At 46.7% G+C, this 15,565-nt stretch carries 18 protein-coding genes; 10 read left to right on the top strand and 8 right to left on the bottom strand.

The features are described 5' to 3' along the window. Positions 1–37: 37 nt before the first annotated feature. Positions 38–1,189, bottom strand: a complete 1,152-nt coding sequence (locus PMI05_RS20475; RefSeq protein WP_007725794.1) for a copper amine oxidase N-terminal domain-containing protein — start codon at positions 1,187–1,189, stop codon at positions 38–40. Between the two features lie 64 nt (positions 1,190–1,253). Further along, entirely contained in the window at positions 1,254–2,921 is a 1,668-nt protein-coding gene (locus tag PMI05_RS20470) for a ribonuclease J (protein ID WP_007725792.1), read from the bottom strand. Positions 2,922–3,085: 164 nt separating this feature from the next. Between PMI05_RS20470 and PMI05_RS20465 the strand changes: the two genes are divergently transcribed. After that, positions 3,086–3,505, top strand: coding sequence for a hypothetical protein (locus PMI05_RS20465; RefSeq protein WP_007725790.1), 420 nt, complete (start codon positions 3,086–3,088; stop codon positions 3,503–3,505). An 88-nt stretch (positions 3,506–3,593) separates the two neighbouring features. Here PMI05_RS20465 and PMI05_RS20460 read toward each other — a convergent pair whose 3' ends face one another. Further along, on the bottom strand, positions 3,594–4,034 hold the full coding sequence (locus PMI05_RS20460) for a protease complex subunit PrcB family protein (protein WP_007725788.1): 441 nt from the start codon (positions 4,032–4,034) through the stop codon (positions 3,594–3,596). A gap of 61 nt (positions 4,035–4,095) precedes the next feature. On the opposite strand from PMI05_RS20460, the gene PMI05_RS20455 reads away from it, so the two are divergent. Continuing rightward, a complete protein-coding gene (locus PMI05_RS20455; protein WP_007725786.1) occupies positions 4,096–5,991 on the top strand; it encodes a hypothetical protein in 1,896 nt (631 codons plus the stop codon). Positions 5,992–6,063: 72 nt separating this feature from the next. Further along, entirely contained in the window at positions 6,064–6,519 is a 456-nt protein-coding gene (locus PMI05_RS20450) for a YlbF family regulator (protein ID WP_007725784.1), read from the top strand. A gap of 1 nt (position 6,520) precedes the next feature. Here the strand turns inward: PMI05_RS20450 and PMI05_RS20445 are convergent, their stop codons facing one another. After that, positions 6,521–6,850 carry a hypothetical protein gene (locus PMI05_RS20445; protein ID WP_007725783.1) on the bottom strand — a complete coding sequence of 110 codons (330 nt, stop codon included), beginning with the start codon at positions 6,848–6,850 and terminating at the stop codon, positions 6,521–6,523. A gap of 75 nt (positions 6,851–6,925) precedes the next feature. Here PMI05_RS20445 and PMI05_RS20440 point away from each other — a divergent pair, with 75 nt between their 5' ends. Further along, entirely contained in the window at positions 6,926–7,270 is a 345-nt protein-coding gene (locus tag PMI05_RS20440) for a YlbG family protein (RefSeq protein WP_007725782.1), read from the top strand. 144 nt (positions 7,271–7,414) lie between these two features. Continuing rightward, on the top strand, positions 7,415–8,179 hold the full coding sequence (locus PMI05_RS20435; protein WP_007725781.1) for a LamB/YcsF family protein: 765 nt from the start codon (positions 7,415–7,417) through the stop codon (positions 8,177–8,179). Positions 8,180–8,208: 29 nt separating this feature from the next. Here the strand turns inward: PMI05_RS20435 and PMI05_RS20430 are convergent, their stop codons facing one another. The 3 genes from PMI05_RS20430 to modA are packed head-to-tail and all read right to left on the bottom strand — an operon-like array spanning position 8,209 to position 10,405. Beyond that, positions 8,209–8,874 (bottom strand): ABC transporter ATP-binding protein, encoded by a 666-nt coding sequence (locus tag PMI05_RS20430; protein WP_007725780.1) that lies wholly within the window; start codon positions 8,872–8,874, stop codon positions 8,209–8,211. Positions 8,875–8,890: 16 nt separating this feature from the next. Then, complete coding sequence (gene modB, locus PMI05_RS20425) at positions 8,891–9,577, bottom strand: molybdate ABC transporter permease subunit (RefSeq protein ID WP_007725779.1); 687 nt, start codon at positions 9,575–9,577, stop codon at positions 8,891–8,893. A gap of 30 nt (positions 9,578–9,607) precedes the next feature. Beyond that, entirely contained in the window at positions 9,608–10,405 is a 798-nt protein-coding gene (modA, locus tag PMI05_RS20420) for a molybdate ABC transporter substrate-binding protein (protein ID WP_007725777.1), read from the bottom strand. Between the two features lie 143 nt (positions 10,406–10,548). Here modA and PMI05_RS20415 point away from each other — a divergent pair, with 143 nt between their 5' ends. The 5 genes from PMI05_RS20415 to PMI05_RS20400 all read left to right on the top strand — a co-directional run bounded on the left by PMI05_RS20415 (position 10,549) and on the right by PMI05_RS20400 (position 14,605). Further along, a complete protein-coding gene (locus PMI05_RS20415; protein WP_007725776.1) occupies positions 10,549–11,508 on the top strand; it encodes a helix-turn-helix transcriptional regulator in 960 nt (319 codons plus the stop codon). A gap of 196 nt (positions 11,509–11,704) precedes the next feature. Next, positions 11,705–13,543, top strand: a complete 1,839-nt coding sequence (locus tag PMI05_RS20410; RefSeq protein ID WP_039961082.1) for a stalk domain-containing protein — start codon at positions 11,705–11,707, stop codon at positions 13,541–13,543. Positions 13,544–13,570: 27 nt separating this feature from the next. Continuing rightward, positions 13,571–14,092 carry a shikimate kinase gene (locus tag PMI05_RS20405; protein ID WP_007725774.1) on the top strand — a complete coding sequence of 174 codons (522 nt, stop codon included), beginning with the start codon at positions 13,571–13,573 and terminating at the stop codon, positions 14,090–14,092. A 57-nt stretch (positions 14,093–14,149) separates the two neighbouring features. Beyond that, on the top strand, positions 14,150–14,311 hold the full coding sequence (locus PMI05_RS30175; protein ID WP_007725773.1) for a YqzE family protein: 162 nt from the start codon (positions 14,150–14,152) through the stop codon (positions 14,309–14,311). 39 nt (positions 14,312–14,350) lie between these two features. Beyond that, positions 14,351–14,605: a YkuS family protein gene (locus PMI05_RS20400; RefSeq protein WP_007725771.1), complete on the top strand. Its 255-nt coding sequence runs from the start codon at positions 14,351–14,353 to the stop codon at positions 14,603–14,605. Between the two features lie 33 nt (positions 14,606–14,638). Here the strand turns inward: PMI05_RS20400 and PMI05_RS20395 are convergent, their stop codons facing one another. Further along, positions 14,639–15,496: a hypothetical protein gene (locus PMI05_RS20395; protein ID WP_007725770.1), complete on the bottom strand. Its 858-nt coding sequence runs from the start codon at positions 15,494–15,496 to the stop codon at positions 14,639–14,641. Positions 15,497–15,565: the final 69 nt, after the last annotated feature.

Genomic DNA, 15,565 nt, shown 5'->3' with positions numbered 1-15,565 from the left:
TCATGCTAGAAAAGCCTTCAGGAAAGAAGGCTTTTCTCTACTCATCGATAAGATTATACGGAATGACAATGATGGTTTTCTGACCCCATTTATGTTCAAAAACAACATTGCAATCCAGCATATTCGCAACATCTCGTACCGGAACGACCAGAATGGTGTTATTGTACAGCTTCGCTTTTCCCGACACAGTAGTCTCGAAACCATCATTAATGAAGCGATCACTTCCAACCGGAATGACTATTTGCCTATCATATTCCATGATTTTGTCTCTCTGTATGAGCGTTGCCGTTTGGGTTAGATCATTCCACTGGATAGTAGCACCAAGAACGTCGGCTAACTCGCGAAGGGAAACATAAGTGACATCATTTTCAACAAAGGTTTGTTGCACAAGCTTTTTATTATTTACGGTTACACTCACTGGTGAGTCGTCTTTATACGGGGCAGAATTATCGTGTGTATAGGATATGCTAATTTTTTTAATATCATTATAGTTTTTGAATTTAGAATCTATAAAATCTATCGGTACTTCAAAGGATAGTCTTACAAATTTGCCCGGTTCTAACCGTAAAGACGAATTGATAGTAGCGTGGCTAGTTTCGGGATAGATGTGAATCATTCCGTTTGTGTCTGTGAATGAAAGGCCAGCATATTTAAAATTTGTGGCTGTAGCCTCTCCCTGATTAAGAATGAGGGCATGAGCGACAAGTTTGTCCTCTGACATCCCATAAGTTAGTGTCTCCGTAATGAGGTTTGCGCTAAGTTCAGCTTTTTTTCCTAATGTAAATGTATACGTTGGCTTAATGTAAGCACCAGCTATATCTGATGCCTTTGTGACAGAAGGAACAAGATTAAAGATAACAAGCTCTGTAGTACCTAACTCGTTATCACCTGGATCCATGAACGTGCTGTAAAAGTAATCTATTTCAGAATCTATGTTTATTTTTTCCCCTTTGCTATTATACAGATCAAGTTTTCCATGAAGATCTAATAATTTATAGGGACTGACATTTCCCCAACGCACATAACCTGACGCGTAGAGACTTCCATTATGGTTTGTTTCGAGAGTTAATTCCGTAAACTCAAACTGCAAAGGATTCTTCTCAAATGATGCATAGGACACTGGAACCGAAGCAAAGAAAATAAAAAAGATTGCAAGAAGGCACGTAAAAAGTCTAACCATTTTCACCATTTCAAATCACCCCAAGATTGAAAATATCATGCTAGAAAAGCCCTCCAGAAAGAAGGCCTTTTCCTCATACATCCATAATAATCGGCAGGATCATGGGTCTGCGCTTTGTTTTGGCATATACGAATTTCCCAATCGATTCCCGCATTCCTTGCTTCAAGCGGTTCCACTGACTCACATTCGCTTCCTGCAAATTGGTGATCACCTCGGATGCAATGCGAGTCGCTTCTTCCAACAGGCCCTCAGATTCGGGGGCATGAATGAATCCGCGAGAAATAAGGTCGGGACCCGACAAAATCTTGCCGTCGGTTTTACTGCGTGTCACAACGATCACGAGAATACCATCTTCCGAAAGATGTTTGCGATCCCGTAATATTCCATTCCCTACATCACCGATTCCTAAACCATCCACCAAGGTATTTCCGGCAGGGATTTTTCTTTCCTGCACAGCTACACCATCCTGAATATCCACGACATCTCCGTTATTTACAATGAAAGTGGACTCGAAATCAACGCCGACGGATTCAGCCAACAGACGATGCTGATGGAGCATCCGATACTCCCCGTGAATGGGGATAAAGTATTGTGGCTTCATGAGAGTGAGCATGAGCTTCAACTCTTCTTGGAAGCCATGACCGGACACATGCAAGCCAGTCCCAGAGCCATAAATAACGTTGGCACCCATAATAAACAAGTTGTCGACGATTCGCGCCACATTCCGTTCGTTCCCTGGAATCGGGGAAGAAGAGAGGATGACGGTATCGCCGCGTTCTACTTTCACGTGCCGATACCCGGAGGTCGACAACCGGGATAAGGCTGCCATCGGTTCGCCTTGGCTTCCCGTGCATAGAACAGCGACACGGGCTGGATCGAGCTCGCTCACTTCCTCGATTTCAACCAGTATGTCTTCTGGGATACGTAAATAGCCTTGTTCCGATGCGATTTTGACCACATTGACCATACTTCGGCCCAGCAAAGCTAGCTTTCGATTCGTCGCTTCTACGGCATCAATGACTTGTTGCAGGCGGTATACATTGGAAGCAAACGTCGAGACAAATATTTTCTGCTGTGCCTTACTGAATGCTTCTAACAAACGATCACCCACGTTCTTTTCTGATGGAGTAAAGCCTGGGCGCTCCGCATTGGTACTCTCCGACAACAAGGCCAATACACCTTTCTGCCCGATTTCAGCCATTCTGTGCAAATCGGGGGATTGCTTATGCACCGGCGTTAAATCAAATTTAAAATCGCCCGTATGCACTATAGAGCCTGCTTTTGTCTCAAACACGACACCCAAGCAATCAGGAATACTATGGTTCGTTTGAAAAAAGCTGATCGTGAGCGAGCCTAATGAAATGGTAGAGTGACGATCGATGGAGATGAGGGTGGACTGATGAAGCAAATCATGCTCCTTCAGCTTTAATTCGATAAGACCTAACGTTAAACGGGTACCGTAAACAGGGACGTTTAATTGTCTTAAAAAATAGGGAATGCCCCCGATGTGATCCTCATGCCCATGCGTGACAATCAAGGCTCGGACTTTTTCCTGATTTTCCAGCAGATAACTAATGTCCGGTATGATCAGATCGATTCCTAAATAACTCTCATCCGGGAACTTCGCGCCACAATCGATGAGGACAATTTCATCCCCGCATTGAATCCCGTACATGTTTTTGCCGATTTCATATACTCCTCCTAAAGCAAAAATTGAAAGAGTTTCATTCCATGCATTCATACGCAGTCACTGACCTCCCCAAATCATCTTGTGGTTACTCTTACCTATTGGAAAGCTGAGTATGTATGGATAGCTGGTTAGATCATCAGGCAAAAATGGATGAATGAACCAATCAGGAGTCGGGCACACTGGGGTAAGACTCATTTTGGAAGGGAGCAGCTCCGGTGAAAACCAAACGATTTCTTTTCCGCTTGTTTCTATTGATTGCCATTGCGGCTGGTGTGGAATGGTTTGTGTACGCGAACCAACAAGCGCAAACCGAAGTGGTAGCAGACGAGTCGCACGCTCAACATGCAGCGCCGACACTCGCTGTGACGCATACCCTTGAGAAAGATGATTTGCAGCTCAAATTGGCCGTTACGAACTTCTCTTTTTCCCTCGAAAACATGGGGAAAGAAAACAAGCACGGGGAAGGTCATGTTCATCTGTACCTCGACGGCAAAAAGATCGCCAAAGTATTTGAGCCTAGCTATGTCATGAAGGATATCCCGGCTGGGAAGCATGAGGTCAAGGTGGAATTGGCCCATAATAACCACGAGTCGTATGGTGTTGCAGAGAGCTTTTCCATTGAGGTAAAGCCCTGATAAGCAAGGGTAACTGTTGGGAAAAGGAAAAAAGCCGACTTCGATACGCCTTGTGGCTTTCGAACTGTCGGCTTTTTTTATGGATAGACTAGCGCATATGCACACTGACTTTTGCTTGCTGATCTGGCAGGGCAATCACTAACGTCGGATAGCTGATGACTTGCGTTTTCATCGAACCAGGTGCTGGTGCTTGTACCCGAACGTGTACGGCAAAGCCATGAGGGCCTGTCCGCTTGACTTGGTCCGCCACTAAACGATATCCTCCTGTAGGGCGCTGTCCTGCACCCACGACTACATAGGATTTTCCATTGGCACGAACAATGGTGTGTCCGCCATTTTTTCGAACTTTCTTCAAAGCTTCCTGCACAGCCGGCGGATAGGGAGCAGCAACGGCCTCGTAAGCAGCATCTGCTTGTACAGCCTCTTTCGCGACAGGCTCAGATACGGTAGGATGTTGAGGTGACAAAACTTGTGTACCTGTTACTGCCAAGGTTGCTGTTAAGAGTAAGCTAGGAAATACATGCAACATCAAGATCCCTCCAATAGGTAAAAGTAATGAATCGAACATCATATAGACTGAGGTGACAGGCGTGCGTGTGAAGGATTCGCTGGAATACCTGTCCGAATCAACGCGACAAGCGATTCTACATGAACAGACCAAACGATATCAGATTGCCGAAGAGCATGATTTAACAGCTAGATTATTGGATCCCGTTTTTATTGGGCAAGTATGGGAACAGGCAGATGAGCTGGAACGAACCGTTATCCGGCTTTTCGTAACGAAAGCGACGAGAGGCTTTTTTAGCAAACGAACTTGGGAACGTGAAACGGCAAAAGAGCACAGACATCTGTCAGTCGGCTTGACGAAATTGCGACGGCTTGGACTGATCTTGACTGTACGGAAAATGTGGAGTGAGATCGGCTATTTGATGCCACAAGAGGTTCGAGAGCAGTTGACGAATCAAATGCTGCCGGAAGCCTCTCAGGCTTTTGTTTCTCTTTCAAAAACGCTCCCTTATTATATATCAGCAGGCAGAGGGATACAGCTGGATCTTTTTGGGCTTCTACTGTTTATTCGAGACAACCAAATTCCCATTACGCAAAAAGGAAGCATTCATCGCAGGATGTCGCAAAAAATGCTGCCGCTGCTCTCGTTTACAGACGAGCATGTAAAAGGAATCGTGATTCCGCCGCTCGATCAGGAACAAAGAGAGGGCTTATCCTTGACCGTTGTCCTTGATATTGCGCTCAGACTAAGCTTGGTGCGTAGGGAAGAGCGAGAACTCGTACTCGATCTCAAACGAACGAAGCAATGGCTGCATCAACCGCCGCTCGTACGTTGGGAAGAGATGTACCAACTCGTGATGGAACAATTTTTGCCGCATGGTGACTGGTGGGAATTTTTCATTCAATTGATGAGACAGGTTCCTGTCGAGCAGTGGTGTTCCATCCATGAGCAATTGCGCATGCTAAAAGAAGCAGGATTCCCTTTGCCCGACAATGCAGAGGAGATCATTGTGGAGCAATGGCTGCATTTGCTGTTAGGCTTGGGATGGATTCAGCTCGGGATGGACGAGGAGCGAGGGATTTTTTGGCGTTGGAGCAGCTTGCCGCGATTATCGTCGGAGGAAGGCTGGTTTGTGGACCCCACAGGTGCCATTACAATTCCTCCGCTTGTCCCATTGCTGGATGTATGGGAGATCAGCCGGTTTTGCCAGCTCCAATTTGACGGGCAATTGATTCGGGGTGAATTGCAAGCAAGGCTGTTGCAAACGTATTTGTCTCAAGGAGGGACGGAGGAACAAGTCATCGAAAAGCTCCGTGTCTCCTGTGTTCATCCGTTGCCTGAGGGCTTGATTGAGGTAGTGAGCCAATGGGCCAGAACAGCAAGGCAGATTCAAATGGAGCCGTATTTCCTCGTTCGGACAGCTCATGCTGGATTTCTGGAGGAATGGCACGAAATTCCTGACTTTCACCCATTTCTTACCCAAGTGATATCGCCGACTGCGTTTTTGATTCCATACTCGCAGGAAAAAGAACTGATCCGTTTACTTCGTCACTTCGGTTATGAGCCGCAAGTGCTGTCACATGTTGCTAGTGCAAGCAAAGAGCTCCAGCCGCACCAAAACAGTCAAGACGGGAATAAAGGCTTGCTTCTCATCGAACGGCCTTGGGATGGTTATGCTATAGAAAACACGTTCCCTGAGCAAAATGAGCAAATCGCAGCACTACCCAAAATGTGGACGAAGCATTTCCAATCGTATCATCCACAGTCCATGCGGCATTTGTTTAAGCGTGCAATAGAACTGAAGCTGGAAGTCGAGATCCAGCAAAGCGGAAAAGAAAAGCTGCGAGGGCTACCGACAGAAGTACGCCTGGAAATGGGGTATTGGATGGTTACGATTGCAGGACAGAGCAGCAAACAGTGTTACCGTCTCGACACCATTGAGCGAGTGCGCATTGTAGTGCCTGAATATCTGTACTAAGGGTGTGCATCATGATACAATCAGGAATGACGTAAAGTTTTCAAGCTTTACGGCGAAAGGAGGTCTCGCTTTATGGAAACATTGGAAGCTGTGGATATGTCACAGTTGATCATGGAGTCTCATGAGCTGTCCACGATGATTAACCAATCGCGCGAGGTCTCGGGGTATCTGGAGGCCAAACGCCAAATGGAAGCAGATGAGGAAGTGCAACGTCTGCTCGTCGTGTTCGAGGCTAAGAAGGAACAGTACGAAGATGTGCAACGGTTCGGGAAGTATCACCCGGATTACAATCATATATCCAAAGAAGTACGGGAACTGAAGCGCACCATTGAACTGAGGGATTCCGTACAGGCATTCAAACGAGCAGAGGATGCTCTGGATGAGCTCTTGTATCAGGTGAGTAGAACCATTGCTCATTCCGTATCGGAAACGATCAAGGTGCCGAGCAACAATCCATTCTTAGAGGCGCAGGGTAGTGGTTGCGGGACAGGCGGAAGCTGCGGCTGCAGTGTGAAAAAGCCATCGTAATTTACGCTGTTCCCGATTCATTTTGGCGCAGCAGAAAGCAGTCTTCACAAAGATTGCCACAGCAAAATTGCTTTTCGTCAGGTACGCGAAAGCGAAAGCGGTACACATGCTGCATGTCATCAGAACGCACGTAAATGCATTCTGGCTTTAATTTGGTATCAGTGGTCAGGCGCTCTCCTGTTTTCATGAGCTGCTTTGTCAGCAAAGGAGCAGAGAGCGTACTGCATACATAGAAAAAGAGCTGGCCTGCATATGTTCGCCAACTACTATGGGTCACGATTTTTTCGTGGTGAAGCGCTTCCTCGAATTGATGATAAAACGTAGCCAGCATAGACCACGATTCCTTTCTATAGTAAGCTTTCACCAATAAGTATACCACGATTGGGAAGGAGACCGACGGCAAAACATGAGAGAGCGACGGCTGGGGGTCGCCGTGTGGGTGAAAAACACGCGTGCCGCCAAAAATTTACGCAAATTTGGCACCATTCATTACATCTCCAAACGCTTAAATTACGTTTCGATGTATGTGGATGCAAATTTGTTGGATGAAACGATTCGCATTATGGAAAAGCTGCACTTCGTAACGAAAATTGAACGTTCCCATCGCCATGAGATCCCGGTAGAATACAACAATGCCAGACCGGATAAGGCAAAGGAATACGATTATAAACAAGAGAAGAACCAGGTAATGGCACTAGCAGAGACCTTACAGACAGAAGAAAGCAGCCAAGCAACCGTTGGTTCGACATAAGTTTGTCAGAAGCTGCCATTTTTCGGCAGCTTTTTTGCTTTTGTTAAACTGGCGTACATGGTATGCTAAAGTGGAAGAAAACGAGAAGCCACGCGAATGAATGCGTTTTCAAGAGATAGATTAGTGAAAGAAGGGTGAGCATACATGATTCATCTGGATATTAACTGCGATATGGCAGAGGGCTTCAGCAGAGGCCGACAATCAGAGGATTTGGGGATTATGAAATGGATCACCTCCGTTAATATTGCTTGCGGATTGCATGCAGGGGATCCCCATATTATTTGCAGAACAATCGAAGCTGCACTCAAGCATGATGTGAAAATCGGGGCACATCCCGGTTATGCAGATATTCAAGGCTTCGGACGTCGCTCGATGAACTTGTCTGTTAATGAAGTGTATGAGCTGGTGCTGTATCAAATTGCTGCCTTGGCTGGGACGACAAAAGCACTCGGCGGGGAGCTGCACCATGTGAAATTGCATGGCGCGCTGTATAACGAAGCGGCTGAACGCCCAGAGCTCGCCGAAGCGGTTGTCCAAGCCATTGCGGATATTGATGAAGAACTGGTCCTCTATGCACTGTCTGGCAGCAAGCTTGTAGAGGCAGGCTTGGAACACGGGCTTCAGGTGGCAGAGGAAGTGTTTGCAGAGCGGGCTTATTTGCCGAATGGTCGATTGGCCCCGCGTGAGTTGGAAGGAAGCGTGCTGATCAGCAAGGAAGAACGCATGGAACAGACACGTCAGCTCGTTTTAAAACAAAGAGTAATGACCGTCAATGGCGAGCACATTGACTTGGCGGCCGATACCCTTTGTGTTCATCACGAGAGCCATGACATACTGCAATTCCTTGGCGAAGTACATAAATGGGCAAAGCAAAACGATGTGAAAATTGAACCAATCACAGCTCGATAAGTAAAAAGCCATCCAGCAATGCCATCCCATTATCGGGAAATGGACGTTGCTGAATGGCTTTTTTCATTTTTCCGTTCTTTGATTGTGCCGTTATCGATCAGGAAAATGACATCTGCGAGCTTCTCGGCCTCTTCACGATCATGGGTGACCAGCAGAAACGGGATGTTCCACATGGCTTGAAGGCGAAGCAACTCATCCTGACATTGAATACGCGTATCTGCGTCGAGCGCCGATAAAGGCTCATCAAGGAGCAGGATGTCTGGTTCCGTAGCAAGTGCACGTACGAGTGCCACCCGTTGTTTTTGTCCTCCGGATAACTGGTGAGGATATTTTTGCAGCAGATGATCGATTCCCACCGTGGACAACAATGGAGCCAAATTCAACTCATGTCCTTTTTTTAAGCCGTATCGAACATTTTGCTCGACCGTCATGTGAGGGAACAACGCATAATCTTGAAATAAATACCCGATGTTGCGTTTTTGTACGGGAAGCGGCTTCTGTCCTTCGCGATAAAAAACGTTCTCGTTTAATTGGATCACGCCAGTATCAGGATGAATCAGACCAGCAATACTGTTCAATATCGTTGTTTTGCCAGAGCCGGATGGTCCGAACAGCACGACAATTTCCTCCTGCACGGAAAAGGACACATCCAAAATAAAATCAGGCAAACGCTTCTGTATCTGGACAAAGAGCATTTACCATTCACCTGCCTTACTTTTGATTGGCGTACCTGCGCACGTTACGACGACTCCACCAATTCAGCCAGAGAGTCGTACCCATACCCAAAGAAACAATAATAATGACCCAAAACAATGCCTTATCCATTTGACCAGCCTCAACAGCAAAATAAATGGCGACGGGAATCGTATCGGTTTTCCCAGGGATGTAGCCTGCGAGCATCAGCGTAGCACCAAACTCCCCTAAACCACGGGCAAAAGAAAGAACAAACCCAGCCAACAGGCCAGGCCAAGCCAACGGAAAGGTAACGGTCCAGAATAATCGCCATTCGGAAGCGCCCATCGTGCGTGCCGCATTCTCCAAACGTAGATCGACCCCTGTGAAGGCAGCGACTGCACTCTGATACATCAACGGAAAGGAAACGACAATCGAGGCAATAACGGCTCCTGTTAGCGTAAAGACGACGGTAATATTGAACCATTCATGCAGCAGCTGGCCGAGAAAGCCGTTTTTTCCGAAAAGCATCAACAAGCCGAAGCCAACAACAGTGGGAGGGAGAACAAGCGGAAGCAAAAAGAAGGACTCCAGCACATTCTTCCCCCAAAAATCCTTTTGTGTCATCCACCGTGCAGATATCATCCCAAGGACAAATACAAAGGAGGTGGAGAGCGCAGCTACTTTAAGGGAGAGCATCAAAGGAGTAAGATTGGTTTCGATCACGCTTGCCACCTCCAATTCGATTAGGTTGGATTATTGAAACCCATACTTCTGTAAGATCGCTTTTCCTTTGTCGCTTGTCAAGTAGGCAAGAAAAGCTTTTGCTGCATCTGGGTTCTTCGATGCGCTGACAACCGCACCTGGATAAACGATCGGCTTGTGCCATTCAGGCTTGGCTGTCGCCAATACCTTTACATTTTTCGAAGCTGCGGCATCACTGGAGTAGACAATACCGACTTCCGCGTTACCGGATTCTACGAAGGTCAAAACTTGGCGAACATCGCTGCCAAATACCATTTGTGCCGAAAGAGAATCCCACATTTTCAGCGTATCCAATGTTTCTTTCGCATATCGTCCAGCAGGGACTGTCTCAGGCTCACCGACGGCAATATGCTTGATCGCTGCGTTGCTCAGCTCTTCAAAAGAAGAGATTGCTACAGCACTTGTGTTACCTGCAATGAGAACAAGCGAGTTTTTCGTGAAGTCTTGACGTGTGTCTTTGGCGATCAGTTGCTGTTCCTCTAGACCGTCCATGTCTTTTTTACTAGCCGACAAAAATACATCAGACGGAGCGCCTTGCGTAATTTGTGTGGCGAGTTTGCCCGAGCCTCCGAAGTTAAAGGTGAGGGTCGTTCCTGGGTTTTCCGTTTCGTATTGGGTTTTCAACTCATTCAAGGCATCCGTCAAGCTAGCAGCAGCAGAAATCATCAGTTCTACCTTTGCTGTTTCGGTTTTGGTTGGCTCACTCGTTTGTGGTGCTGTTTGCGTTGTTGAGCAAGCAGTGAGCATCAAGCAAAATGCCATCAATAAGGCTAACCAGTGCTTCTTCATAAAAAAAGACCTCCATAATTATATTTAGTTATAATTAATTATAACTGGATATAACTAGATTATATGGATTCGTAATGAATAATCAATTGCGATTTTACGACACTTGTTTGACAATAGAGCAAAGGAGATAACGGAGGCGGAACATGAGTCAACAAAATTCTTATACCACCGAAGAAATAGCAAAAATTCTACGTATTTCTAAGCTGACGGTCTACGATCTGATTAAAAAAGGAGAGCTGCCCGCTTATCGCGTCGGTCGGCAAATGCGCGTAGATGAAAGCGATCTGGAAGCGTACAAGGCGAAGGCAAAGGGAGAGTACAGACAAGCCTCAGCCGTTAGCATCCCTCAGACAGGACAAGCTCAGCAATTGACACGACATGAGCAGGCTGGTACAGGCCGCAATATCATTATCAGCGGGCAGGATGTGAGCTTGGACCTACTGGCGGGGCATTTGGAGAAAAAGGATGAGGCATACCGACCGCTTCGCTCGTACGTGGGCTCTCTGAACAGCCTCGTAGCGATGTATACGGGTAAGGCTGATATCGTCAGCACGCACTTGTACGATGGGGATACCAATGAATACAATGTCCCGTATATTCGTCGCATTTTGTGTGGGCATCGATTTGTTGTCATCAATATGTTGTCACGTTGGGCCGGATTCTACGTTCAGGCAGGCAATCCGAAACAGATTAAAGCATGGAGCGATTTTACGAAGCCGGGCATTCGCATGGTCAATCGGGAAAAAGGGTCTGGTGCACGTACGCTGATTGAAGAGCAGTTTCGACTGGCAAAAATAGCGGGGAGTGACGTGATTGGCTATGAACGGGAAGAGTCCAATCACCTGGCAGTCGCAGGGGTAGTAGCTCGGCGCGAGGCAGACGTAGGGGTGGGCATTGAAAAGGCAGCTTCACTCGTCGGCGTAGAGTTTGTCCCAACTATGCGTGAGCGATATGACCTCGTTTTGTTGAAAAATAAGGACAATGAACCGCTCATTCAGGCTGTTCTTGATGTTCTCGGATCGCGTCCGTTTCAAAAGGAATTGGAAGCGGTCGGGGGCTATGATCTTAGCCAGACCGGAAAAATTATGTACGAAACCTGGTAAACGCTAAAGAAAGCTGCCAATCATTACGATACAATGAGTGGCGGCTTTTTTATTTCACCTAGGAAAGACCATTGTCAAATAAGGTGTTTTCTCTACAGAATCTCCTGAATTTCTACTCAGTTTGACATATATTTGCTACAATGAAACAAAAACATTTAGCGCCTGCCGCCGGGCGGTTTATTATATGGGGGCTGTCATGAAATCACTACATAAAACAAGCTTGCTAGTATGTGTGACGATCCTCGTTTTTTTTGGCTCAGTTGGGGTCGTCGCGTATTGGCCAGCCATTTCTCAAATCATTGCCATGAATCAATCACCTGAGGAGGAGCAAAAGTTCGTCGATCCATTTTCATATGATCCGCCTCTGCCGTCTTATGTAAAGGATTTGAACCCTGTATATAAGATTCAAGCTGAATTACATACGTCCGAAGCGAAAATAACCGGAAACATGACCTTGGAGTTCGACAACCCGAAAACTCCAGAAGTACGCCTGTATATTTACGACTACCTTTGGAACAAAATGACGGTGAAGTCGATTCGCTACAAGGACAAGCCACTTTCTTTTGAACGTGGTCAATCGCTGGTGAAGATGGCAAATCCTCTTGGTAAGGAGCTTCGAGGGGCACTAACCATTGAATTCGAGAACCCTGTTCCACGTAGGGGCACACGTTTTGGGGTCAAAGACGATATATGGACGTTGACGACATGGTACCCGATGCTCGGGGCACAAAATCAAAAAGGTGTATGGTATGACCCACCGCAACGCGTTGATTTTGGTGATCCATTCGTTTACCACTATGGAGATTACGATGTGTCGTTTACCTCACCACAAGGCTACAATTGGGTCAGTTCATGGGGCAGAGGACAAACGAAGTCAATCGGTGGCAGTAAGCAACAAGTCCATTATCAAGCAAAAAATCTGTTGAACTTTGGACTGGTGGGAAGTCCGCTTTATCACATCGAAACGATTCAATTTGCTCCGAATTTAACGGTTGATATTGCTTCCGTTGATAAAGGAAACATAGAAAGAATCAAGAACATTGCCCAATCGGTATTTCCTACTTTTATCGACATGTACGGTCCGTTGCCGTATCCGCACGTGGCGATTGCGGAAACAAGTTCAGGAACGACGTACGCCATGGAGTACGCGAATCTCGCCGTATTCAAAAGAGACATGCATTCCAACAATCTGATTGATCATTGGCTGCCGCATGAGGTAGGGCATCTTTGGTGGTATAACAGTGTGGCTACATTGGAGTCCTCGCATGGGTGGCTTGATGAGGGGCTGGTGGAGCTCGGTGTGTCTCATTACTTGCAGAAGCGTTATGGTGCCCAATCAGCTACGACTTTGTTAGATGAGTACAACCGGGATGTCAAACGTTTGCAAGAGCGTTATCCAAATGGAAAGCTGGACAAGCCATTGCAGAAGTTTGCCACCGAAGAAGAGTTTAAGCTGACCTGGTATTCCCGAGGGGCACTCCTGTTTGACAACCTGCGGCGCAAAATTGGTGACGATGCCTATAAGCGATTCTTGCAGCGCGTCCAGCAAAATTATCATGGTAGTGTCATTGGTGCAGAGCATCTCGATCAAGCGCTTGGGCAAACCTTGCAAGGGGAAGCGAAATATTTCACTCTGTATACCAACAGTGCAAATAAGAATGGCTTTGGTGCAGTGCAATTGGAGCCCTATATCACCACGATCATCAATAACATGAGCTTTTATCCATCGATTCCCGCTCGGGTCACACAAAATACGGTGTATATTCCGTTGCGTGAGCTCGGTGAGAAAATGGGATTAGCGATTAGCTGGGACGACAAGAAACAAATGATCCGTGTAAAAGGAAATGGGCGCGAAGTATTTATAAAGGAACGGGAGCGCTTTGCTGACGTAGATGGGAAACGAATGGATTTAGGCAGTCCGTTAATCGAAATTAAAGAACGTACGATGGTTCCACTGTCATTTTTTGAAAAAGCATTAGGATATGAGACAGCGTACAATCAACAACAAAAAACAGTGAAGATTAATACATACTGAACGATTTGGAAAGGCGGCAGAAACAAAATGATGAACCTGGTGTTGGTCGGATTTATGGGAACAGGAAAAACCACGGTTGGCGCCGCGCTCGCTGCCTCTTTGAGAATGAAGCATACGGACTTGGATGATGCGATTGTGGAAAGTGAAGGTCGCAGCATTCCAGAAATCTTCACGGATCAAGGAGAAGCGTATTTCCGAGACGTCGAGACGAAACGTCTAGCTCAATTACTGGCAGCAGGCCCTCAGGTACTAACAACTGGGGGAGGAGCTGTATTACGGAAGCAAAACGTAGAGATGATGATGGAGCATGGCATCGTAATCGCGCTGCATGCCACGGAAGAGGAACTCATCAAGCGTTTGGAAAAGGATACAGGCCGGCCCTTGTTGGCAGGAGGAGTAGCGACAAGGGTAAAAACCTTAATGGCGGAGCGCGCAGGTGTATACGATTTCGCGCCGATTCAGGTGGATACGACAGGAAAGAGCCTTTCCGATATTGTGATGGAAATTACGAGCCAAGTGGTTGAAAGAACGCAGGACGGGGAACAATAGAGGGGACAGCGCTTGCGCCGTGGTGTGAATCCGCGAGTAAGAAGGAGGTCAAGTGCGATGTCCTTTCAGGAATATTTAAAGTACCTGACGAAACTGTTTGTTCAGTACATGGATACTCCAAAAGATGAACGCCGTTTGCGTAAGACTCCACGCGAGTCCTGGTCGTCACGCTGGTTTGGTGCCATTCCCATGTCCATTCGACTGTTGTGGCGCAAATAAAATTCGTAAACCTATCATGAACGAAGACGGAGGGTGCATATGGCGAGAGTAGCGGTAGAAAATTCCCTGTCTGAAGTGTCCAAGATGCTGCGTCAAAATGGTTATGAAGTTGTTGATTTAGGCAACTGGCAGCAGGTGGTAGACGCGATTGTCATTACAGGCCAGGATATCAACGTACTGGGTGATCAAAACAAAACGATTACAGGAGCTCCCGTCATTAATGCAGAGGGAATGACGGTCAATGAAGTTTTTCATGCCGTTCATGAACGTCTCTCTCCTACGGAACATCGGTGAATAGAAAACGTAAAAAACAAGCTCTCCAACCGGTTATTCGGCAGGAGAGCTTGTTTCGTTTACAAAAAATCGTCCGACACGATGTGCATACGAATACGGGACAAAGCGCAGGCCCTCATCCCATACGCCAACATAAGCATTTTGGTCATTCCATATATGCAGGGACCCCACGACAAAGGGTGCCAAAACCTGTGACTGATGTATCGGGACGGCTAATGTTACCGGCGAGGTATAATCTTGCTGCCACAATTGGTTCCAGGACACGTCTGTGTCTGTTGTACTCATTTGGCTGACCCACCCGATATGATCAAAAGGATCAGCCTCGGCTGCGTTTAAAATTCTCATTTGAGTCAGGCGTTGTCCATTTTGTATGAGCTGCTCGCCTGCAAAAGCATCGACAGCTGGCTCACTAATTTGAAAGGAAGTGGGATACATTTCTCCCGTTTTTGCATTGACCATTTGTGTATCTGACTTCTGGGTGATCAGCCAGTAGGAAGCGAACCCGTCATAAACTGGCTCTGCCGCGATTTCTTTCGGAGCAAAAGCGTCATCGAACAAGATGTACTCCCCGACACCGTATTCCAGCAGAACAAATTTCTCATGGGAATTAGAATCAGGTGCTTCTCCTATCACCAAATACCCTACTTGCTTGTCCGCTTTTTTTATACTTACCAGCCATTGATGCTGCCCTGCACCTAGTGTTTGCACGTCCGTTTTTGCGTCCTGCCATTGCTTGAATTGAGGGTCTCGGCTTGCGATTGCATCCATCCATTCTCGAATTTGTGCTTGGAATTGCTGGTCCCAGCTTGCTTCGTCTTGCGCAAAAGCAGGTAAGGAGAGCAGCATCAGAGACAAAAGAGCAGCGATAAAAGGAAGAAATCGTCTGGTCACAACTATGCACCACCTTTTGTAAAGGCTTAACCTATTCCTATTGTAACCAGCTATGACAAAAAGATTTGT

The sequence above is a fragment of the Brevibacillus sp. BC25 genome, from assembly GCF_000282075.1.
Taxonomy (GTDB): Bacteria; Bacillota; Bacilli; order Brevibacillales; family Brevibacillaceae; genus Brevibacillus.
Note: the sequence above shows the minus strand (reverse complement) of the source record. Positions and strands in the feature narration are given on the sequence as shown.